16 protein-coding genes and 3 tRNA genes are annotated in these 19,778 nt (G+C 63.0%); 10 read left to right on the top strand and 9 right to left on the bottom strand.

The genetic code is table 11. The features are described from left to right. Positions 1–66: 66 nt before the first annotated feature. The 3 genes from C4F17_RS07360 (at position 67) to C4F17_RS07350 (ending at position 4,622) form a co-directional block, all read left to right on the top strand. Complete coding sequence (locus tag C4F17_RS07360) at positions 67–1,278, top strand: efflux RND transporter periplasmic adaptor subunit (RefSeq protein WP_106934797.1); 1,212 nt, start codon at positions 67–69, stop codon at positions 1,276–1,278. Beyond that, a complete protein-coding gene (locus C4F17_RS07355) occupies positions 1,275–4,433 on the top strand; it encodes an efflux RND transporter permease subunit (protein ID WP_106934796.1) in 3,159 nt (1,052 codons plus the stop codon). The genes C4F17_RS07360 and C4F17_RS07355 overlap by 4 nt, the downstream gene beginning before the upstream one ends. 102 nt (positions 4,434–4,535) lie before the next feature. After that, positions 4,536–4,622: transfer RNA gene (locus C4F17_RS07350), tRNA-Leu, on the top strand. Positions 4,623–4,709: 87 nt separating this feature from the next. Here C4F17_RS07350 and C4F17_RS07345 read toward each other — a convergent pair. Beyond that, positions 4,710–5,687, bottom strand: a complete 978-nt coding sequence (locus C4F17_RS07345) for a tetratricopeptide repeat protein (protein ID WP_159053616.1) — start codon at positions 5,685–5,687, stop codon at positions 4,710–4,712. Between the two features lie 266 nt (positions 5,688–5,953). Between C4F17_RS07345 and tig the strand changes: the two genes are divergently transcribed. From tig to C4F17_RS07315, 6 genes are all read left to right on the top strand, one after another. Then, complete coding sequence (tig, locus tag C4F17_RS07340) at positions 5,954–7,270, top strand: trigger factor (RefSeq protein WP_081270881.1); 1,317 nt, start codon at positions 5,954–5,956, stop codon at positions 7,268–7,270. A 115-nt stretch (positions 7,271–7,385) separates the two neighbouring features. Further along, entirely contained in the window at positions 7,386–7,994 is a 609-nt protein-coding gene (clpP, locus tag C4F17_RS07335) for an ATP-dependent Clp endopeptidase proteolytic subunit ClpP (protein ID WP_081270880.1), read from the top strand. A 109-nt stretch (positions 7,995–8,103) separates the two neighbouring features. Beyond that, complete coding sequence (clpX, locus tag C4F17_RS07330) at positions 8,104–9,369, top strand: ATP-dependent Clp protease ATP-binding subunit ClpX (RefSeq protein WP_081270879.1); 1,266 nt, start codon at positions 8,104–8,106, stop codon at positions 9,367–9,369. Between the two features lie 23 nt (positions 9,370–9,392). After that, a complete protein-coding gene (lon, locus tag C4F17_RS07325) occupies positions 9,393–11,834 on the top strand; it encodes an endopeptidase La (protein ID WP_081270878.1) in 2,442 nt (813 codons plus the stop codon). A gap of 65 nt (positions 11,835–11,899) precedes the next feature. Continuing rightward, positions 11,900–11,975 (top strand) — tRNA-Gly (locus C4F17_RS07320). A gap of 63 nt (positions 11,976–12,038) precedes the next feature. Then, positions 12,039–12,112, top strand: a tRNA-Cys gene (locus tag C4F17_RS07315). A 242-nt stretch (positions 12,113–12,354) separates the two neighbouring features. Here the strand turns inward: C4F17_RS07315 and C4F17_RS32700 are convergent. The 8 genes from C4F17_RS32700 to C4F17_RS33105 form a co-directional block, all read right to left on the bottom strand. Continuing rightward, complete coding sequence (locus C4F17_RS32700) at positions 12,355–13,221, bottom strand: hypothetical protein (RefSeq protein ID WP_159053615.1); 867 nt, start codon at positions 13,219–13,221, stop codon at positions 12,355–12,357. A gap of 330 nt (positions 13,222–13,551) precedes the next feature. Continuing rightward, entirely contained in the window at positions 13,552–14,607 is a 1,056-nt protein-coding gene (locus C4F17_RS07305) for a tyrosine-type recombinase/integrase (RefSeq protein WP_106934793.1), read from the bottom strand. Positions 14,608–14,617: 10 nt separating this feature from the next. Next, positions 14,618–14,974 carry a MarR family winged helix-turn-helix transcriptional regulator gene (locus tag C4F17_RS07300; protein WP_106934792.1) on the bottom strand — a complete coding sequence of 119 codons (357 nt, stop codon included), beginning with the start codon at positions 14,972–14,974 and terminating at the stop codon, positions 14,618–14,620. Between the two features lie 954 nt (positions 14,975–15,928). Next, positions 15,929–16,228 (bottom strand): DUF6876 family protein, encoded by a 300-nt coding sequence (locus tag C4F17_RS07290; protein ID WP_106934790.1) that lies wholly within the window; start codon positions 16,226–16,228, stop codon positions 15,929–15,931. A 277-nt stretch (positions 16,229–16,505) separates the two neighbouring features. Beyond that, on the bottom strand, positions 16,506–16,847 hold the full coding sequence (locus C4F17_RS07285; protein ID WP_106934789.1) for a hypothetical protein: 342 nt from the start codon (positions 16,845–16,847) through the stop codon (positions 16,506–16,508). An 86-nt stretch (positions 16,848–16,933) separates the two neighbouring features. After that, positions 16,934–17,560 carry a hypothetical protein gene (locus C4F17_RS07280; RefSeq protein WP_106934788.1) on the bottom strand — a complete coding sequence of 209 codons (627 nt, stop codon included), beginning with the start codon at positions 17,558–17,560 and terminating at the stop codon, positions 16,934–16,936. Positions 17,561–17,639: 79 nt separating this feature from the next. Further along, positions 17,640–17,792 (bottom strand): hypothetical protein, encoded by a 153-nt coding sequence (locus C4F17_RS32695; RefSeq protein ID WP_159053614.1) that lies wholly within the window; start codon positions 17,790–17,792, stop codon positions 17,640–17,642. Between the two features lie 283 nt (positions 17,793–18,075). Then, entirely contained in the window at positions 18,076–18,234 is a 159-nt protein-coding gene (locus C4F17_RS33105) for a hypothetical protein (RefSeq protein ID WP_199851926.1), read from the bottom strand. Between the two features lie 562 nt (positions 18,235–18,796). Between C4F17_RS33105 and C4F17_RS07275 the strand changes: the two genes are divergently transcribed. After that, positions 18,797–19,555, top strand: coding sequence for a hypothetical protein (locus C4F17_RS07275; protein ID WP_106934787.1), 759 nt, complete (start codon positions 18,797–18,799; stop codon positions 19,553–19,555). Positions 19,556–19,778 lie beyond the last annotated feature (223 nt).

Below are 19,778 nucleotides of genomic sequence, written 5' to 3'. Positions count from 1 at the left end.
GGGTTTATCCTAGATTACTAACCAGTGGGTCATTAATGGCCCGGTTCGTCCTCTCCTGGGTGTCTCATGACCGCCTCCACCACTGTCTTTTCCCGCGCCCGCAGCGCCGCATGGCTGCTGCTTCCCGCCGTCTTCCTGGCCGGCTGCTCGCCTAAATCCGCAGTCGAGGACCCCGTTCGCGCGGTCAAGGTCGTGACCGTGGGGGCGAGCGAGTTCGACGCCCAGCCCGAGTTCTCCGCCGAGGTGCGGGCGCGCGTCGAGTCGCGGCTGGGCTTCCGCGTGGCGGGCAAGATCACCCGGCGCCAGGCGGAACTGGGCCAGCACGTGCAAGCCGGCCAGGTGCTGGCGCAACTCGATCCGCAGGACTACCGGCTCGCCGCCGAAGCCGCCCGCGCCCAGCAGGCCGCCGCGCTGACCAACCGTGACCTCGCGGCAGCCGACCTGAAGCGCTATCGCGAACTGCGCGAGCAGAACTTCATCAGCGGCGCCGAACTGGAACGCCGCGAAACCACCTGGAAGGCCGCGCAGGCCCAGCTCGAACAGGCGCAGGCACAGCTTTCCTCGCAGGGCAACCAGGCCAACTACACGACGCTGGTGGCCGACGTGGCCGGCATCGTCACCGCCATAGAGGCCGAGCCGGGCCAGGTGGTGCAGGCCGGCACGCCGGTCGTGCGCATCGCACAGGACGGCGCGCGCGACGTGGTGTTCGCGGTGCCGGAAGACCGCGCCACGCTCGTCAAGATCGGCTCGCCGGTCACCGTGCGCGGCTGGTCGGGCGGCAGCGAACTGCAGGGCCAGGTGCGCGAGGTGGCGGCCAGCGCCGATGCCGTGACGCGCACGTATTCGGTCAAGGTCGCGATCGACGCGGCCGCCTCGCCGCCGCTCGGCGCCACGGTCTATGCACGGCCGCAGGCGCTGGCGCACGCGACCACCGCTGTCATGAAGCTGCCGACCAGCGCGCTGCGCCAGGAGGGCAAGGGCACGGCCGTGTGGGTGCTCGACCAATCGACCATGACGGTGCGCTCGCAGGCCGTGCAGGTGGCCACGGCAGACGGCAACGAGGCCGTCATCGCCAGCGGCATCACGCCCGGCATGATGGTCGTGGCCGCCGGCGTGCACGTGCTGTCGCCGGGGCAGAAGGTCACCATCTACCAGTCGAAGGAGGCGGCCGCGGCCGCCGCCAATGCCGGCGCGAAGGCATCGGCCCAGCCCGTGGCGGCCGTCGCCGCGAGCGGCAAGGAGATCGCTGCAGGCGCAACCGGCGGTGCTGCCAAATGAGCGGCAGCCCTGCGAACCCCAACGACAAGCCCGCCGGCTTCAACCTCTCCAGATGGGCGCTGGACCACGCGCCCCTGACGCGCTACCTGATGGTGGTGCTGATGGTGCTGGGCGTGTTCGCGTACTTCCAGCTCGGGCAGGACGAAGACCCGCCGTTCACCTTCCGCGCCATGGTCGTGAAGACCTACTGGCCCGGCGCCACCGCGCAGCAGGTGGCCGAGCAGGTCACCGACAAGCTCGAGCGCACGCTGCAGGAAGCGCCTTACGCCGACAAGATCCGCAGCTATTCGAAGCCGGGCGAGTCCCAGATCATCTTCAACATCAAGGACTCGTCGAAGTCCACCGAGGTGGCGAACGTCTGGTACACGGTGCGCAAGAAGATCGGCGACATGCGCGCCACCTTGCCGGCCGGCGTGCAAGGCCCGTTCTTCAATGACGACTTCGGCGATGTCTACGGCGTGATCTACGCGCTGGAGAGCGAAGGCTTCAGCTACGCCGAGCTCAAGACGATGGCCGACGACGTGCGCCAGCAGTTGCTGCGCGTGAAAGACGTGGCCAAGGTCGACCAGTTCGGCGTGCAGGACGAGAAGGTCTACATCGAGATCTCCCAGAAGCGCCTGGCACAGCTCGGGCTCGACTTCAACGCGGTGCTGCAGCAGCTCGGCTCGCAGAACGCGGTGGAGAGCGCGGGCTCCATCTCGTCGCCGCAGGACGTGGTGCAGGTGCGCGTGGCCGGCCAGTTCACCAGCGTCGACCAGCTGCGCGACATGCCCATCCGCGGCAGCTCGGGCAGCCAGCTCAAGCTGGGCGACATCGCGGACATCCATCGCGGCTACGTCGATCCGCCGGCGGTCAAGGTGCACCACCAGGGCAAGGAAGTGATTGCGCTGGGTGTGTCGATGGCCAAGGGCGGCGACATCATCGCGCTGGGCAAGGCGCTGAAGGCCACCACCGCCACCATCGACAAGCGCCTGCCGGCCGGCGTGAAGCTGGCGCAGGTGCAGGACCAGCCGGTGTCGGTGGCCAGCTCGGTCAACGAATTCGTCGGCGTGCTGATCGAGGCCGTGGCCATCGTGCTGGCCGTGAGCATCATCTCGCTCGGGCTGCACAGGGGCGGGCGCTTCGGCTGGTACATCGACATGCGTCCCGGGCTGGTGGTGGCGATCACCATTCCGCTGGTGCTGGCGGTGACCTTCCTGGCAATGAACTACTTCGGCATCGGGCTGCACAAGATATCGCTGGGCTCGCTCATCATCGCGCTCGGCCTGCTGGTGGACGACGCCATCATCGCGGTGGAGATGATGGTGCGGAAGATGGAAGAGGGCTACGACAAGGCGCGCGCCGCCACCTACGCCTACGACGTCACGGCCAAGCCGATGCTCACGGGCACGCTCATCACGGCGGCCGGCTTCCTGCCGATCGGGTTGGCGAAATCGGTGACGGGCGAATACACCTTCGCGATCTTCGCGGTGACGGTGATCGCGCTGGTGCTGTCGTGGATCGTCTCGGTTTACTTCGTGCCGTACCTCGGCACGCTGCTGCTCAAGGTGAAGCCGCACGACCCCGATGCGCCCCCGCACGAGCTGTTCGACACGCCGTTCTACAACGCCTTCCGCCGTGCGGTGAACTGGTGCGTGCAGCACCGCTGGATGACCATCGGCGCCACCGTGCTGATCTTCGCGCTCGGCATCGTCGGCATGGGCAAGGTGCAGCAGCAGTTCTTCCCGGACTCGAGCCGGCCGGAGATCCTGGTGGACATCTGGTTCCCCGAAGGCACCTCGTTCGCCGCGAACGAGGAAGTGGCCAGGCGCGTGGAGAAGCGTTTCATGGAAGAGGCCGGCGTGAGCACGGTCAGCACCTGGATCGGCTCGGGCGTGCCGCGCTTCTACCTGCCGCTGGACCAGGTGTTCCCGCAGACCAACGTGTCGCAGCTCATCGTGCTGGCCAAGGACCTGAAGGTGCGCGAAACGCTGCGCCTGAAGCTGCCGCAGCTGCTGGCGCAGGAGTTTCCCGAGGTACGCGGCCGCGTCAAGCTGCTGCCCAACGGGCCGCCCGTGGCGTACCCGGTGCAGTTCCGCGTGATCGGACCGGACCCCGCATTGCTTCGCGGCCATGCCGACGAGGTCAAGGCAGTGCTGCGCGACAACGCCAACATGCGCGGCGTGAACGACAACTGGAACGAGTCGGTGAAGGTGATCCGCCTCGAGGTCGACCAGGCCAAGGCCCGCGCCCTGGGCGTGACCAGCCAGGCCATCGCGCAGGCATCGAAGACGATGTTCAGCGGCACCACCGTGGGCCAGTACCGCGAGAACGACCTTCTCATCGACATCGTGCTGCGCCAGGCGCCCGACGAGCGCCAGGCCATCTCGGACATCGGCAATGCCTACATCCCGACGAGTTCGGGCCGCTCGATTCCGCTCGCGCAGATCGCCAAGCCGGTGTTCACCTGGGAGCCGGGCGTGATGTGGCGCGAGAACCGCGACTACGCCATCACCGTGCAGGGCGACGTCATAGAGGGCCTGCAGGGCGCGACCGTGACCACCCAGTTGCTGCCGAAGCTGCGCGAGCTGGAGGCCGGCTGGGCCGCGGCCGGGCAGGGCGGCTATCGCATCGAGGTGGCGGGTGCCGCCGAGGAAAGCAGCAAGGGCTCGGCGTCCATCGTGGCGGGCGTGCCGATCATGCTGTTCCTGGTGTTCACGCTGCTGATGCTGCAACTGCACAGCTTCAGCCGCTCGCTGCTGGTGTTCATCACCGGGCCGATGGGCATTGCCGGCGTGGCCGGCGCGCTGCTGGTGCTGAACCGGCCGTTCGGCTTCGTCGCGCTGCTGGGCGTGATCGCGCTGATGGGCATGATCCAGCGCAATGCGGTGATCCTGATCGACCAGATCGAGATCGACCGCGCGGCGGGCGTGCCGGCGTGGGACGCGATCGTCGAGTCGGCGGTGCGGCGGCTGCGGCCTATCGTGCTGACGGCAGCTGCCGCGGTGCTGGCGATGATCCCGTTGTCGCGCAGCGTTTTCTGGGGCCCGATGGCGGTTGCGATCATGGGCGGGCTGATCGTGGCAACGGTGTTGACCCTGCTCGCGTTGCCTGCGATGTACGCCGCTGCATTCCGTGTGAAGCGCGAGCCGAAAGCGGTGCCGATTAGCGTCTAAAATAGAAAGCTGACCGATTTCAAGCGGATGGTCTTTGGCCCACGGGAATCCGTGGCGCAGAAAGCCCGTCCGCTTTTGCATTCACCTGAAAAGATTGGCATCGCGCGGGTGGCGAAATTGGTAGACGCACCAGGTTTAGGTCCTGACGTTCGCAAGAACGTGCCGGTTCGAGTCCGGCCCCGCGCACCAGCCCTCTGCTAAGTAGCCAGTTCTATCGAGCAGTTGAAAAAGCCCCGTTTCGTGAGGAACGGGGCTTTTTCTTTTCGGCGGGCTCTTTTACCAGTCATTGTCGCTGCTGCTGTCGCTGCCGCTGTCGAAACTGCCGCCGCCGCTCGAGTCGTCCCAGGAACTCGTGTCCTTGATGCCGAAGTCGTTGTCGACGATGCGGTCGGGCTCCGGGGTGGTCGACGAGGGCCAGAGGCCGCGGCCCATTTCGGTGTTGCCGTTGTCGGCGATGCGGGTCGTGCCGCTGTCCCTGTTGTCGATCACGCTGTTGTTGTCGCTGCCATGCATCCAGTGGCGCACCGCCTCTTGCGCGACCATCGCGCCGACGCCCACGGCCGCACCCGTGGCAAGGGCCGAGCCGAGGCCCATGCCGGGGCTGGCGGCGGGCGGTGGCGCGGGCGTCCAGTTGCCGCCCGGGCCGTAGTTTCCATAGTTTCCATAGCCCGCCGGCGCACCTTGCTGCATGCCGGGCATGCCTGGCCCGGGGCCATACGATGGCGCGGCCGGCGCGGCGGGCGGCGCGACCCGGCGCCGGAAGGCGAGGTAGCCGACGACCAGCAGCCCCAGCAGGGCGATGGGCATCCACGGCACGGAACTTGTCCGGCTCTCGGCGGCGCGCGGTGCCGGCGCAGCGGGCTCGCTCACGCGGGAGGGCGTGCTCCTGGCCTGCGGAGCCGGCTTGTCGAGCTTGTTCGTGAGCCGTTCGACGGCCTCGGGTTTGGCGAAGTCGAGTGCGGGCGACAGCGCCTTCGCCTTGGCGAGTTCGCTTCTCGCGTCGTCGAGCCTGCCTTCGGCCGCGAGCAGCTCGGAGTGCACGAAATGCGCCTTGGCGCTGTCGGGGTGGTCTTTCAGCACCTTCGCGATCATCGCGTCGGCGTCGGACATCCGGCCGCCGTTGGCGGCCTCGTAGATCTGCTGGATGGTCGGGTCTTTCGGAGCCGGCGCGTCGGTCCTGGCCTGCGCGAGGGAGGGCATGCCGAATGCCACGGCAAGGCTGAGGGCGAGGGCGGCAAACATTCGCTGGAGCATGAGAATTTTCCTGTGCATCCCTGTGAGTGAGGATGAATCGAGAGTCACTGTACGACTCGAATATTGGCCAAACCTGACCGCCGATCGCCCCGCGCTTCAACCCCGTGAAAACCCGCTTTCCCGCCGGATTAGAATCCCGGGTTGCCCAGTTTTGCAGGCGGCACCCGCGTGCCTCCGCATAAATCCCGCCAGCGCGTGTAAGTCCTTGATCTGTATTGATAAAAAGATGCAGGCCCCGCGCACAGCCCCCTTACCAGGAAGACATCATGACCGTGACCGTTGAAACTCTCGAGAAGCTCGAACGCAAGATCACGCTGACCCTGCCGGTCGGCACCATCCAGTCCGAAGTCGATTCGCGCCTCAAGAAGCTCGCGCGCACCGTCAAGATGGACGGCTTCCGTCCCGGCAAGGTGCCGATGAACGTCGTGGCCCAGCGCTATGGCTACTCGGTGCACTACGAAGTCATGAACGACAAGGTCGGCGAAGCCTTCTCGCAAGCCGCGAACGAAGCCAAGCTGCGCGTCGCCGGCCAGCCCCGCATCACCGAGAAGGAAAACGCACCCGAAGGCGAACTGGCCTTCGACGCGGTCTTCGAAGTTTTCCCTGAAGTCAAGATCAACGACCTGTCGGGCGCCGAAGTCGAGAAGCTCTCGGCCGAAGTGGGCGACGACGCCATCGACAAGACCCTCGACATCCTGCGCAAGCAGCGCCGTACCTTCGCCCAGCGCGCCCAAGACGCCGTGGCGCAAGATGGCGACCGCGTGACGGTCGACTTCGAAGGCAAGATCGACGGCGAGCCCTTCCAGGGCGGCAAGGCCGAAGACTTCCAGTTCATCGTCGGCGAAGGCCAGATGCTCAAGGAATTCGAAGACGCCGTGCGCGGCATGAAGTCCGGCGACAGCCGCACCTTCCCGCTGTCGTTCCCGGCCGATTACCACGGCAAGGACGTGGCCGGCAAGCAAGCCGACTTCCTGGTCACCGTGAAGAAGATCGAAGCCTCGCACCTGCCGGAAGTCAACGAACAGCTGGCCAAGTCGCTCGGCATCGCCGAAGCCACCGTGGAAGGCCTGCGTGCCGACATCAAGCGCAACCTCGAGCGCGAAGTGAAGTTCCGCCTGCTGGCACGCAACAAGAACGCCGTGATGGACGCCCTGGTGGCCAACGCCGAACTCGACCTGCCCAACGCCAGCGTGCAAGCCGAGGTGAACCGCATGGTCGAAGGCGCCCGCGCCGAGCTGAAGCAGCGCGGCATCAAGGACGCCGACAAGGCACCGATTCCCGACGAAGTCTTCCGCCCGCAAGCCGAGCGCCGCGTGCGCCTGGGCCTGGTGGTGGCCGAACTGGTGCGTGCCAACAACCTGCAGGCCAAGCCCGAGCAGATCAAGGCCCACATCGACGAGCTGGCCGCCAGCTACGAGAAGCCGGCCGACGTGGTGCGCTGGTACTTCAGCGACAACAACCGCCTGGCCGAAGTCGAAGCCGTGGTCATCGAGAACAACGTGACCGACTTCGTCCTGGGCAAGGCCAAGGTCAATGAAAAGTCGGTGTCGTTCGACGAACTGATGGCGCAGCAGCAGGGCTGATTTCCGTCTTCGCCCGCTACGCCAATGGGGCTTGTGCTTTGCGGCACGAGCCCCATTTCACTCAGGCGTACAGTTAACAAACAGCGAACGATTTCACTTTCCGGAGAGCAAATTCATGAGCGCACAGGAAATCCAAGGCCTCGGCATGGTCCCGATGGTCATCGAGCAATCGGGCCGCGGCGAGCGGTCTTATGACATCTACTCGCGCCTCCTCAAGGAGCGCATCATTTTCCTGGTGGGCGAGGTCAACGACCAGACGGCCAATCTCGTGGTGGCGCAGCTGCTGTTCCTCGAGAGCGAGAACCCGGACAAGGACATCTCGTTCTACATCAACTCCCCGGGCGGCAGCGTGAGCGCCGGCATGGCGATCTACGACACCATGCAGTTCATCAAGCCCGACGTGTCGACCATGTGCCTGGGCTTCGCGGCCAGCATGGGCGCCTTCCTGCTGGCGGCCGGCGAGAAGGGCAAGCGCTTCTCGCTGCCCAACTCCAAGATCATGATCCACCAGGTGCTCGGCGGCGCACGCGGCCAGGCGACCGACATCGAGATCCATGCACGCGACATCCTGCGCACCAAGGACCAGATGAACCGCATCCTGGCCGAACGCACCGGCCAGCCGCTGGAAAAGGTCAAGGCCGATACCGAGCGCGACTATTTCCTCACTGCCGACGAGGCCAAGGACTACGGCCTGGTCGACCAGGTCGTCGCCAAGCGCGGTTGAAGTCCGGCGCCGGTGGCGCCAACAAATGGCAGAAACGGCGTTTTCCTTACGGGAAACGCCGTTTTTGTTTAGTTATCATTGTCCCTACCCTGTAACGAGGCATCTGTCCATGGCCGAAAAAAAAGGCTCCTCCAGCGAAAAAACGCTTTATTGCTCGTTCTGCGGCAAGAGCCAGCATGAGGTCAAGAAGCTGATCGCGGGCCCTTCGGTCTTCATCTGCGACGAGTGCATCGACCTTTGCAACGAGATCATCCGCGACGAACTGCCCGCGGGTGAAGAAGCGCGCGAGGCACGCAGCGACCTGCCGACGCCGCTCGAGATCAAGACCAACCTCGACAACTACGTTATCGGCCAGGAGCCGGCCAAGCGCATGCTGTCGGTGGCGGTCTACAACCACTACAAGCGCCTGCGCCACAAGGAAAAGGCCAAGGGCGAGGACGTCGAGCTCAACAAGAGCAATATCCTGCTGATCGGTCCCACGGGCTCGGGCAAGACGCTGCTGGCGCAAACGCTGGCTCGCATGCTCGACGTGCCCTTCGTGATGGCCGACGCCACCACGCTGACCGAAGCCGGCTACGTGGGCGAAGACGTCGAGAACATCATCCAGAAGCTGCTGCAGAGCTGCAACTACGAAGTCGAGCGCGCCCAGCGCGGCATCGTCTACATCGACGAAATCGACAAGATCTCGCGCAAGTCCGACAACCCCTCGATCACCCGCGACGTATCGGGCGAGGGCGTGCAGCAGGCCCTGCTGAAGCTCATCGAAGGCACCATGGCCAGCGTGCCGCCGCAGGGCGGGCGCAAGCACCCGAACCAAGACTTCCTGCAGATCGACACGACCAACATCCTGTTCATCTGCGGCGGCGCCTTCGCCGGCCTGGAAAAGGTCATCGAAAACCGCACCGAGGCCTCGGGTATCGGCTTCGGCGCGTCGGTCAAGAGCAAGCAGCAGCGCAGCATCACCGAGGTGTTCCGCGAAGTCGAGCCCGAAGACCTGATCAAGTTCGGCTTGATCCCCGAACTCGTGGGCCGCATGCCCGTGGTCGCGTCGCTTGCGGAACTCAGCGAGGATGCGCTGGTCCAGATCCTGACCGAGCCCAAGAACGCCGTGGTGAAGCAGTTCACCAAGCTGCTGCAGATGGAAGGCGTGGACCTCGAAATCCGCCCGGCGGCGCTCAAGGCGATCGCGCGCAAGGCCCTGGCCCGCAAGACCGGTGCACGCGGCCTGCGTTCGATCCTTGAACAGTCGCTGATCGACACCATGTTCGAATTGCCTAACGCGACCAATGTCGACAAGGTGGTGGTCGAGGAATCGACCATCGACGAAAACAAGCCCCCGCTGCTCGTGTACCGCGAAGCTGCGAAAAAGGCTTAAAGCCAAAGACGCGAAGGATCTGCATGTCTGGCCATACCCCTCTGCCTCCCGAAGCCCTCGACCTGCCGCTGCTGCCGCTGCGCGACGTCGTGGTGTTTCCCCACATGGTGATCCCGCTGTTCGTGGGTCGCCCCAAGAGCATCAAGGCGCTCGAACTGGCCATGGAAGCGGAGCGCCGCATCATGCTGGTGGCGCAGAAGGCCGCCGCCAAGGACGAGCCCTCGGTCGAGGACATGTTCGAGGTCGGTTGCGTCTCGACCATCCTGCAGATGCTCAAGCTGCCCGACGGCACGGTGAAGGTGCTGGTCGAAGGCCAGCAGCGCGCCCGCGTGAACCGCATCGATGACGGCGAAACCCATTTCTCGGCCAACGTGACGCCCGTCGAGGCGCCCGAAGGCGGCGAGAAGGGTACCGAGGTCGAGGCGCTGCGCCGCGCGGTGATGCAGCAGTTCGACCAGTACGTCAAGCTGAACAAGAAGATTCCGCCCGAGATCCTGACCTCGATCTCGAGCATCGACGATCCGGGCCGCCTGGCGGACACCATCGCCGCGCACCTGCCGCTCAAGCTCGACAACAAGCAGGCCGTGCTGGACCTCGACGACGTCAAGGCTCGCCTGGAAAACCTGTTCGGCCAGCTCGAGCGCGAAGTCGACATCCTGAACGTCGACAAGAAGATCCGCGGCCGCGTGAAGCGCCAGATGGAAAAGAACCAGCGCGACTTCTACCTCAACGAGCAGGTCAAGGCCATCCAGAAGGAGCTCGGCGAAGGCGAAGAGGGCGCGGACATCGAGGAGATCGAGAAGAAGATCAAGCTCGCCAAGATGTCCAAGGAAGGCCTGAAGAAGGCCGAGGGCGAGCTCAAGAAGCTCAAGCTCATGTCGCCCATGTCGGCCGAGGCCACCGTGGTGCGCAACTACATCGACGTGCTGATCGGCCTGCCCTGGAGCAAGAAGACCAAGATCAAGCACGACCTGGCCAATGCCGAAGCCGTGCTCAACGCCGACCACTACGGCCTGGAGAAGGTCAAGGACCGCATCCTGGAATATCTCGCGGTGCAGCAGCGCGTGGACAAGGTCAAGGCGCCGATCCTGTGCCTCGTGGGCCCGCCGGGCGTGGGCAAGACCTCGCTCGGGCAGTCGATCGCCAAGGCGACCGGCCGCAAGTACACCCGCATGGCGCTGGGCGGCATGCGCGACGAAGCCGAGATCCGCGGCCACCGCCGCACCTACATCGGCGCGCTGCCGGGCAAGGTGCTGCAGGGGCTGAGCAAGATCGGCACGCGCAATCCGCTGTTCCTGCTCGACGAGATCGACAAGCTGGGCACGGACTTCCGTGGCGACCCGTCGAGCGCGCTGCTCGAGGTGCTCGACCCCGAGCAGAACCACACCTTCGGCGACCACTACGTGGAAGTCGACTTCGACCTGAGCGACGTGATGTTCGTCGCCACCTCGAACTCGATGAACATTCCGCCGGCGCTGCTGGACCGGATGGAAGTCATCCGCCTCTCGGGCTACACCGAAGACGAGAAGACCAACATCGCGATCAAGTACCTGCTGCCCAAGCAGATGAAGAACAACGGCGTGAAGGACGAAGAACTCTTCGTCACCGAAGAGGCCGTGCGCGACATCGTGCGCTACTACACGCGTGAAGCGGGTGTGCGTTCGCTCGAGCGCGAGCTGTCCAAGATCTGCCGCAAGGTGGTGAAGGGCCTGTTGCTCAAGCAGCTCAAGCCGAAGGTCACGGTCGACGGCGCGAACCTCAACGAGTTCCTGGGCGTGCGCAAGTACAGCTTCGGCCTCGCGGAAAAGCAGAACCAGGTCGGCCAGGTGGTCGGCCTTGCATGGACCGAAGTCGGCGGCGACCTGCTGACGATCGAGGCCGTGACCATGCCCGGCAAGGGCGTGATCAGCCGCACGGGTTCGCTGGGCGACGTGATGAAGGAATCGGTCGAGGCCGCGCGCACCGTGGTGCGCAGCCGCTCGCGCCGCCTCGGCATCAAGGACGAGGTGTTCGAGAAGCGCGACATCCACATCCACGTGCCCGACGGCGCCACGCCCAAGGACGGCCCGAGCGCGGGCGCTGCAATGACGACGGCCTTCGTGTCGGCGCTCACGGGCATCCCCGTGCGCAGCGATGTCGCGATGACCGGCGAGATCACGCTGCGCGGCGAGGTGACGGCCATCGGCGGCCTGAAGGAAAAGCTGCTGGCCGCGCTGCGCGGCGGCATCAAGACCGTGCTGATCCCGGAAGAGAACGCCAAGGACCTGCAGGACATTCCCGAGAACGTGAAGAACGGCCTCGAGATCGTGCCCGTCAAGTGGATCGACAAGGTGCTCGAGATCGCGCTGGAGAAGATGCCCGAGCCGCTGTCCGACGAAGAAGTGGCCGCATCGGCTGCTGCAGTGGCCGAACTGGCCAAGCAGCGCGCGGCGGCACCGGCTTCCGAGGGCTCCGTCAAACATTGATCGATCGATTGATCGCAAAACTTTCGGAGCCCCGAAATATTGGTATATAATTCGAGGCTCGAAACGCGGGAATAGCTCAGTTGGTAGAGCGCAACCTTGCCAAGGTTGAGGTCGAGAGTTCGAGACTCTTTTCCCGCTCCAGTTTTGAAAAAGGGAAGCTCCAGCTTCCCTTTTTTTCGCTAGGTCGATTTCGTTTTTCTGCGTGGCGCGATAGCAAAGCGGTTATGCAACGGATTGCAAATCCGTCTAGCCCGGTTCGACTCCGGGTCGCGCCTCCACCTTCTCGTTCAACTCGATTCGACCCCGACCACCAAGCCCCGCCAACCCACGTTGCCGGGGCTTGTTTTGTTTGGGTTATCGTCGATGTTCAACCTGACGCCCGGATGGTGAAATTGGTAGACACATCGGACTTAAAAGCCACTGTTTTGGCTTCTTTTTTCCTCATATTGTCTCGACATCGAGAGTAAATCCACAAGTTAGTCCCCCAATGAAGGGGGGCGAAAATGGTGAAGGTTCGAGACTATTGTGGCTTCGAGCCTGTGCCAACTTGTGGCAGAGGAGCGGCCGTAGGGGTACGGTATTCCGGGGACGTCGCCCGTGGCGCGGTTTCGACTGATGCAGCCGGAAGTGCTTCGGAAGGTGCTGCACTGGGCGCTGGACGTGGTGTTGGGTCAGGCTGAACTTGGGCGGTCCGGCTCTTTTGCTGTTGATAAGACTCCCACTCCCTACCCACGAAGAACGCTACGGCTACAAGGGCAGCGCCTGCGGAAAAAATATATGCCCACCACGGCAGTGGCATCTTGTGAATCAGCCATGCAATGGTTAACTCGCCGTCTGCTGGCACAGAGGGCATGGCAGGGACAGCCGGGCTTGTAGGTGTTACAGGGACGTGAGGCTGCGCAGGACCTGAGGGCAATTTTTCATCAGGCAAAGTTCGCGTAGTTGTCGAGGCACTGGATGACTTGCTTTCCATTGGTGCCCCGAAATCTTCATAGTTCTTAATAATCAGCTTGAACTCGCGGAGCGTGGCGTCCATGTCTTCGCGGAAATGCTGTCGCGAATATGGTGGGCCTGAGGACTTACCAAAATCGCGGACAGGCAAGCCAGAAGCCACTTCACTGCGGTCGTGCAGGTTTTGAGCACGCTTGAGCAAGTCGGACGCCTCAAGTCGCCACATTTGGAACCACTCTGACTTAGCGTGCCTTTGGTCTTGCGGAGTCTCCGCTACTTGGTCGACAAGTTTCTGAAGCCGAGCGATGAATACGTGGTAGTCAAAGATTTGCTTGGGCTGGTGCATGTGGAATTGTGCCGGTATGTTTCCTTCGCTTTCAATCATCCTTAATACTGTATATTTATCCAGTATGAGCAGGATGCAGGTTATGGACATGGTTCGGTCCCGTGAGAACGGGAAGCTCATCCCTGGTTGGCAGCGAGGCCGATTGCGGCCGTTCCGGGGCATCTTCTTGCTTGAGACAGAGCACCTTCACATGCTCCATCGCTATGCCAAAGTAGGGCGCATGTACATGCTCAGCCGGGCGGAACCGGCGCCGCCGCCTCTGTGGGATGCCCAGCCCATCTGCATGGGCGTGGATTTCTGGAGCTACAGCGGCATTGAGCGAATCGAAGATGGCATAGGAGGCTTCAGCGACTACGCCCAAACGTGGGTGCTGGTGCCCGCTCGGGAGACCCTAGAGGGCTACCACGGGAGCGAGCACCTCTAACCCCCAACCACCTTCAGCTCAGGACGCGGCAGCGGAGTCCGCTTCAGGAGGTCGGAGACGCCCGCCAGGTTGTGCCCCGTGAGGTGGATATAGATCATCGAGGTTTGGATGGCCTTGTGGCCCATGTAGGCCATGATCTGCGGCGCTGTGGCGCCACCAATAGCGAGCCGCGTGGCGCACGTATGGCGGAGGACGTGAACGATGTACTTCGGGTCCTCCTCCTTCTTCAGGTAGGTCCTAAGGGCATCCCACTGGCCCCGCAGAATCGCTTGGGTCATCCCTTGGAACACCCGCACGTCGTTCCGGTCGCGGGCCTTCTGCACGATGGCCTCGGCCAGGTCCGTGGTGGGGATCACGCGGCCCTGATCGTTCTTCGTCTCACCGTTGTGGAGGTGGATGTGGCGGTTGAAACAGTCGGCCGTCTTGAGGCGCAGCATCTCTGACCGTCGCATGCCTGAGTCGATCCCGAAGGTGATCCAGTCGGCCAGCTCAGGGAGGCCCAGGCGGTAGCAGGCTGCGAGCATCTCGCGCTCGTCGTCCTCGGTGTACCAGAAGGTGCGCCGGTTGCCTTCCTTGCGGCGCTTGGTGTGCGGGATCGCCTTCAGCCACCCGCGATCCATGCAGCCCTTCAGCATCACGTTCAACGCTGCGAGCTTCTTGTTGACCGTCGCAGCCGAGTTGCCGTCCGTGTCGTCATCGCCATCCTCCAGAGCGTTGAGCGCATCGGCTATCGAATCCGAGTCTATCTCGGTCACGAGAGTATCAGGGCCGAGCAAGGCGAGCATCTGCTTTGCGTTCAGCACCGTAGTGCGTTCGCCCTTGGAGCCCTTCCATTTCTCGCGATACGTGCGGTCGTAGGCGTCCTGAAGGGTCTTCGTGGGGTCGCCCCGCTGAGCCGCCAGGAGCTTGGCTGCTGCTTCGGCCTTCTCCGCAGCCTCCAACTCGGCCAGGAGCGTTTCGGCTTCGGCCAGGGTCTTGCGGGTCAGCCTCACGCGGTCCTTGCCGGACCCATGCGAGACCATGAACGAATTTCCGCGTGGTGTGATGGGCATGTAGCCTCCGTTACTTCAAAAGATGTTGGATGGACTTCACCAGCTTTTCGCCGGAAGCAGTCAACCGAAGAACCTTCTTTCGGTGGTCGTCTTCGGCGTAGTCATTGGTCACAAGGTCCGCGCCCACCTGTTTTCCGAGCTTGGTTCGGGGAGGGCCGAGCACCTCCACATGGCGGGAGATGGCGGGGCGGCTGATGCCTGCCATGTCGGCAATGGCAATCTGAGTGTTGTCAGGCTCTGATGCGATCCACAGCAGGGTCATTGCTTGGTCGGCTGTCATTCCCGGATACGCCTGTCGGAAGGTATCCAGAATGCGCATCAGCTTGTTGATCGCTATGCGGTCCACCTCGAAGGATTGGCGGGACATTGCGGTGATCCTTTCGGTTTTCGATGATGAGATGCAAGGGGCCGACCGTCAGGTCAAACCCTCCAGGCAAACGCTCGAATGCTAACAAGGAATCCGAAAGCGAGATAGTCTCGAACCAGATTTCTTTACGGAACACGGACACGAACATGAAGAACTTTCAAGAGGTGGCTGGCCCAACCAGCCGCTAGACCATAGGGGCGGGGATAGATGCGCGAACGCGGCTCTCAGCGAGCGAACGGTTCGTCGTGGAGTAGCCGTCCGATAGACGGGTGGTTCAAGACCGCAGACGCGAGCGCGACGTTGTAGGGCTCAGCCCGATCAAGCGGCACTCCGGTCACCTCGGCATACGCCGTGGCGATCCGTTCCCACATTTCGGCCTCTGTCCCCGTCCCTCTGGGCGCCACGTGGGCCACCATAGAGGCGATTAGTTGCTCGGCCTTGCTTGGGGCCGGTGCCGTGGCATCTAGGGTGCCTTTGACGGGGGTTCTATGCATTTCCACAAGCCACCTCTCTCCGTGTGCTCGTGCTGCTGCCCAGGTCGGCAGTTCTTGCCGCAGGAAGTCTGGAAACAGTCAGCAAACCCTTGTTTCGGGTGAGACAAATGTACTGGGTTTTTATACAGTAATCAACGTTAGCGGTGACTTCGCTGGGGGCTCGCGCAGGGCTGAAATCGAGGTCTGCTACGGGTGCGAAAGCAGACATGCGGGGTGTCTGGTTAAAGATGTCGGCGGGGTGAGGCGAGGAGATACACAAGGCTTTTCTTCGGGTTGAGCGCCGACAAGAGAGTCAGCATGAGGAACACCGGTCAGGCTCCCGTCAGGGTAACCATCGGTGACAACTTTACGAGTGACCAGTTAAGTGACCTAGCGCTTTGAGCGATGCCACGGCGGCTCAGTCCTGTATGCCGTTTTTCCGGCAGACCTGTGCTAGCGCGGCCCGCTCAAGCGGCAACGTTCAGACCTCCGTGGGGAGCATCAGAACGTAGTCGCCCCCGTCTTCGAGGATGAACAGCCAGTCGCCCTCAGGGCAGTCCACGCGGGGCACCCGAAGGGGCTTGATCTGCGGCGCCTGAGAGCGCCCATCCGTGGCCGTCAGCCAGGCTGTCCGGTTGAGCACGGTCAGGGTGATGTGCAGCCGGTGGTTCAGCTTCGCGGCATCGTGCGCCTGTCGGCCGATGGCATCGAGGAGCCAGTAGGCCCCGGAGCCTGCGTGCTCGGCAAACGCCCGAACACCGTAGGGTCTGCTGCAGCGCATCGTTTGGCGTACCGGCCCAGTGCTTCGATTACGAAGGCTTGCATCAGCGGGCCGGACTTGGCGAAGTCCATGAGGTCCGTTACGAATTCGGTGTTTGTCTTGCGGGCCATTGCATTGGTCTTTCAGTGGAGGAAGGCGTCAGCCAGGAGGGGCGACACGAGGAGGAGAGCGATAGCGATGGACTCGCATGCGTGCCTGAGGGCTTTCGCGAGGCGTGCCCTGCGGATAGCCCAACTGGTGGGCAGGAGGTAGCGCCGGCCGGTGTGCGTGGTGAACATCAGGCGGTCACCTCGCGGAACTGCGGAAACCTTGCGAGGAAGTCGGGCACGTAGAAGCGCTCCATCGCCTCGCGCAGATCGGAGGAGATAGGGAGGCCCCACATCAGGACGTGGCGCATGTACACGTCACGGACCTCATCGTCGGCGGGGTCCTCACAGTCGCTATCGCGCTCGGCTTCGATGGCAACCCATCCGTAGGGATTGCTGTAGCCCATGCGGGAAAGTTGAACGCCGATGGATTCGCGGCGGCGCTGGTTGCTCGGGCGCTCTTGTAAGAGGCCTCCTCGGTTGTAGTCGGCCTCCAACTGGGCGAAGGCTTGGCAGATTGCAAAACGGTCCATGTGTTGGCTCCAAAGGGTTGAGGGAAACGGTCTCCGAAGGGGCACCAAGTGATGCCCTATCGGCGACAGTCTCGAAATCGAGAGGATCAGGACGAGCTGAGGGCGTGGAGAGCTGCGGCGAACTGCTCCACTTGGCACGAGGCCTCGAAGGTCACGTAGCCTTCCGAGTTCACCCGCACGTCAGATACCCCGCGAGTGGAGCCGTAGCCCCGCGCTGCGTAGGTCTCACGGGCATCAAGCTGGAACGTGTAGCCCAGCGCCTCCAGAGTCTTCACATGGCCCCGTAGCGCGGCCCTCGCGTCTATCCGGGCCTGCCACGTATCGCGGACCGCCTGAGCCCCTGCGATGCCGTCCGGGTGCTCGATTACGCGCCGCGTGAGGTCCTTGAGGATGGTCGCGGCACCCCGCGCATAGGAGCATGCGGCTTCGACCGGGTGATTGCGCCGTGGGGTGTCGCTGAGGAGGATTCGGATGTTGTCCCGGTCGATGGCTGCAACGCGAGCGGTGATGCTTCCTTCCTTGCCCCAGGAGCCGCCCGAGAGGGAGAACAGCAGTCCGGCCGGTGTGACCACATCGACCCATCGCCAGTTGTCGCCGTCATCGCCTGCGGTCTTGACAACCTCGAACTTGCCCTGAGAGACGCCCAATGCGATGACCTCATGGAGGACTTCGCGGCTTGCTGCGGATTTGTTCGCTCTGCTGTCGTGATTCATAAAGTGTGTTCCATGGTGGTGAGTGATGCGGGAAAACGTCCCCCAAAGGGCTCGGTGAGGAGCCCTATCGGTGAGGCTTTCAATTCATCCAGTCGTTTGCCCAGTCGCGAGCTACGCGCCGGGCTTCGGTGAGGGTGTCAGCGCACCCGATGTAGTCGTCCCCGGCCTCGGAAGCGAACAGTTCGTAGACCTCCGCGCCCTTGTCGAACTTGACCCAGACCTCGCGGCCCATGTCAGGGAAGGTTAGTAAGCGGACTGGGCGACTCATCGCGCACCTTTCGGGACCCTGTAGAGGCCCGTGGAGCGCTCCACGCGGGTGAAGGTTGCACCTGTGTGCAGTTGGTATGCGCGGTAACCTCGTGCTCGGCACTCTTGGGCTGCAATGGCGTGGTGTGTGCTGGCGTGCTGGCGTCCATCGAGGATGACGACGGCGCGGTCTCCGCATGCCTCCACCAGCTTCGCAGGCTCGATAGCTGAGGGTTGATAGAACGTCGCAAAGTACATGCATGCTCCCTTCAGTAGCCGAGCCAATCGAGCACTTCCTTGCCCGTGTAGGTGGCTCTGTCGCCGACATCCGCGAGGAACTGCGCGAACCCCTCGCAGTCGTGCTTAGCGATTTCCCTGCGGGCTTGCTCACGGGTCACCGTGGCTTCGATAGCTTCTTCGTAGGGCATCTCAGACCCCCAGGAGGCGAACGATTGGGCGGGAGATGGCGTAGCCGGTAGGGCAGCAGAGAGCAAGGATGAGGATGGTCATACGGTTTCCTTAGGTGAGATGGTCTCGAAAGCGAGATGAAATGGACGAAGAAAAGCGAACCCCCGTGCTATGCGCAGTGGGGGCGGCGTAATAAGCGATTCGTTGCAGCCGCGAGGCGCACGATGAAACTCCTTTGGTTCTGGTTGAGGAAGTGGGAAGGCTCCCGGTATGGACTCGGTGAGGAGCCCATAGCGTGAGGCTCTGCACATTCGAGAGAATCTCGTATTCGAGAGCATGTGGGCGAGTTTTTAAGGGGCATCCTGCGAGAACCATCACGGTGTATCTTGTGCAGCGGTCGGGCGATGCCGGTTCCGTTCGCGTTGAATTAATCAACCCGAGGCATTAATGTGCCTGAAAAATCCACTGATTGCAACATCGAGATGATCTTTTTATCGAGAGTATTGTGAATTGATGATGCGTGCGCCAGACGGGGACACCATCGGCGGGGGCGCATACACTCCCGCCTGAGGAGAACTTTCAATGGACTTTAATGCTTGGATAGGGGTTGCCGGCGTCGCAATCGCGGCCTTCACCGCAATCTTCGCTATCACTGGACCGCTGCGTAGGGAGAAGAAAAAGGAGTTGTCATTTGGCATCTTGCAGCGCTCTACCTTGTTGGGCGCTACGCCGTCGATCCTGCCTGACGCCAAGATGCTCTACAAAGGCGAGGAAGTAGATCGCCTTACCTCTGTAACTGTGGCATGGATGAATACCGGACAGGTTCCTATCCCGCCGGCGGACTTTGAACGGCACCTCACATTGCACCTCACGAACGTCAAGCACCTGTTCTCCGTCGAATTGGTCCAGTGCTCCCCCGCGCACCTCCGTCCAAACTACATGCTCTTCACCGATACCATGAGCATTCAGCCGATGCTGTTGAACCCTACAGACTTCGTTATCTTGCGCCTATTGGTGAGCAATACAGCCCGTGTGGATGCCTCGTTGGAGGCCCGGATACTCGGCGTTCCGGGGTTGCATCCATTGAGCAGAGGCGACCATCCCGGCTACCAGATCCCCAGTCTCATCATCTACGGTTTTATTTCGTTGATCCTAGCGTTGGCCGCTTTTTCCTTGTTCAGGAAGGGCGAGGTGTTGACCGGGTCCCTCCTCTCAGCGGCGACCCTTTTGCCACTCCTGGCTCTCTACGCCATTGCAAAGGAGTCTCTCCAAGCTCGTCGAATTCGCTGGTTAGGACGGGACGTTGATGGCGTCTTGAAGGAAGAGCGCATAGCCCCGTAGGCGCATCGTTCGGGCTCGGTGAGGGCATCACATAGGGCGGGCGTTGAGAGGGCCTGTAGGGGCGCTGAGCGGGGCTCGTGTAGGTGTGCCAGGAGGAGGGCGGAAGGGAGGCCCTGAGGGTGCCCGTACAGATAGCCCGAGACAAGAACGGGAGGCAGGCCGCAAGGCACCTTCGCAGGCCACCACAGGGCCACGCAAGGGCATCGTTAGCGCCTCGCTGGGC

The organism is Variovorax sp. PMC12, from assembly GCF_003019815.1.
Taxonomy (GTDB): domain Bacteria; phylum Pseudomonadota; class Gammaproteobacteria; order Burkholderiales; family Burkholderiaceae_C; genus Variovorax.
This window is presented reverse-complemented; position numbering and strand designations above follow the sequence as displayed.

Coding starts and splice junctions, on each gene's coding strand:
- C4F17_RS07360 (WP_106934797.1), top strand. CDS start 67: ATGACCGCCTCCACCACTGTCTTTTCCCGCGCCCGCAGCGCCGCATGG.
- C4F17_RS07355 (WP_106934796.1), top strand. CDS start 1,275: ATGAGCGGCAGCCCTGCGAACCCCAACGACAAGCCCGCCGGCTTCAAC.
- C4F17_RS07345 (WP_159053616.1), bottom strand. CDS start 5,687: ATGCTCCAGCGAATGTTTGCCGCCCTCGCCCTCAGCCTTGCCGTGGCA.
- tig (WP_081270881.1), top strand. CDS start 5,954: ATGACCGTGACCGTTGAAACTCTCGAGAAGCTCGAACGCAAGATCACG.
- clpP (WP_081270880.1), top strand. CDS start 7,386: ATGAGCGCACAGGAAATCCAAGGCCTCGGCATGGTCCCGATGGTCATC.
- clpX (WP_081270879.1), top strand. CDS start 8,104: ATGGCCGAAAAAAAAGGCTCCTCCAGCGAAAAAACGCTTTATTGCTCG.
- lon (WP_081270878.1), top strand. CDS start 9,393: ATGTCTGGCCATACCCCTCTGCCTCCCGAAGCCCTCGACCTGCCGCTG.
- C4F17_RS32700 (WP_159053615.1), bottom strand. CDS start 13,221: ATGTCCATAACCTGCATCCTGCTCATACTGGATAAATATACAGTATTA.
- C4F17_RS07305 (WP_106934793.1), bottom strand. CDS start 14,607: ATGCCCATCACACCACGCGGAAATTCGTTCATGGTCTCGCATGGGTCC.
- C4F17_RS07300 (WP_106934792.1), bottom strand. CDS start 14,974: ATGTCCCGCCAATCCTTCGAGGTGGACCGCATAGCGATCAACAAGCTG.
- C4F17_RS07290 (WP_106934790.1), bottom strand. CDS start 16,228: ATGCGCTGCAGCAGACCCTACGGTGTTCGGGCGTTTGCCGAGCACGCA.
- C4F17_RS07285 (WP_106934789.1), bottom strand. CDS start 16,847: ATGGACCGTTTTGCAATCTGCCAAGCCTTCGCCCAGTTGGAGGCCGAC.
- C4F17_RS07280 (WP_106934788.1), bottom strand. CDS start 17,560: ATGAATCACGACAGCAGAGCGAACAAATCCGCAGCAAGCCGCGAAGTC.
- C4F17_RS32695 (WP_159053614.1), bottom strand. CDS start 17,792: ATGGGCCGCGAGGTCTGGGTCAAGTTCGACAAGGGCGCGGAGGTCTAC.
- C4F17_RS33105 (WP_199851926.1), bottom strand. CDS start 18,234: ATGCCCTACGAAGAAGCTATCGAAGCCACGGTGACCCGTGAGCAAGCC.
- C4F17_RS07275 (WP_106934787.1), top strand. CDS start 18,797: ATGGACTTTAATGCTTGGATAGGGGTTGCCGGCGTCGCAATCGCGGCC.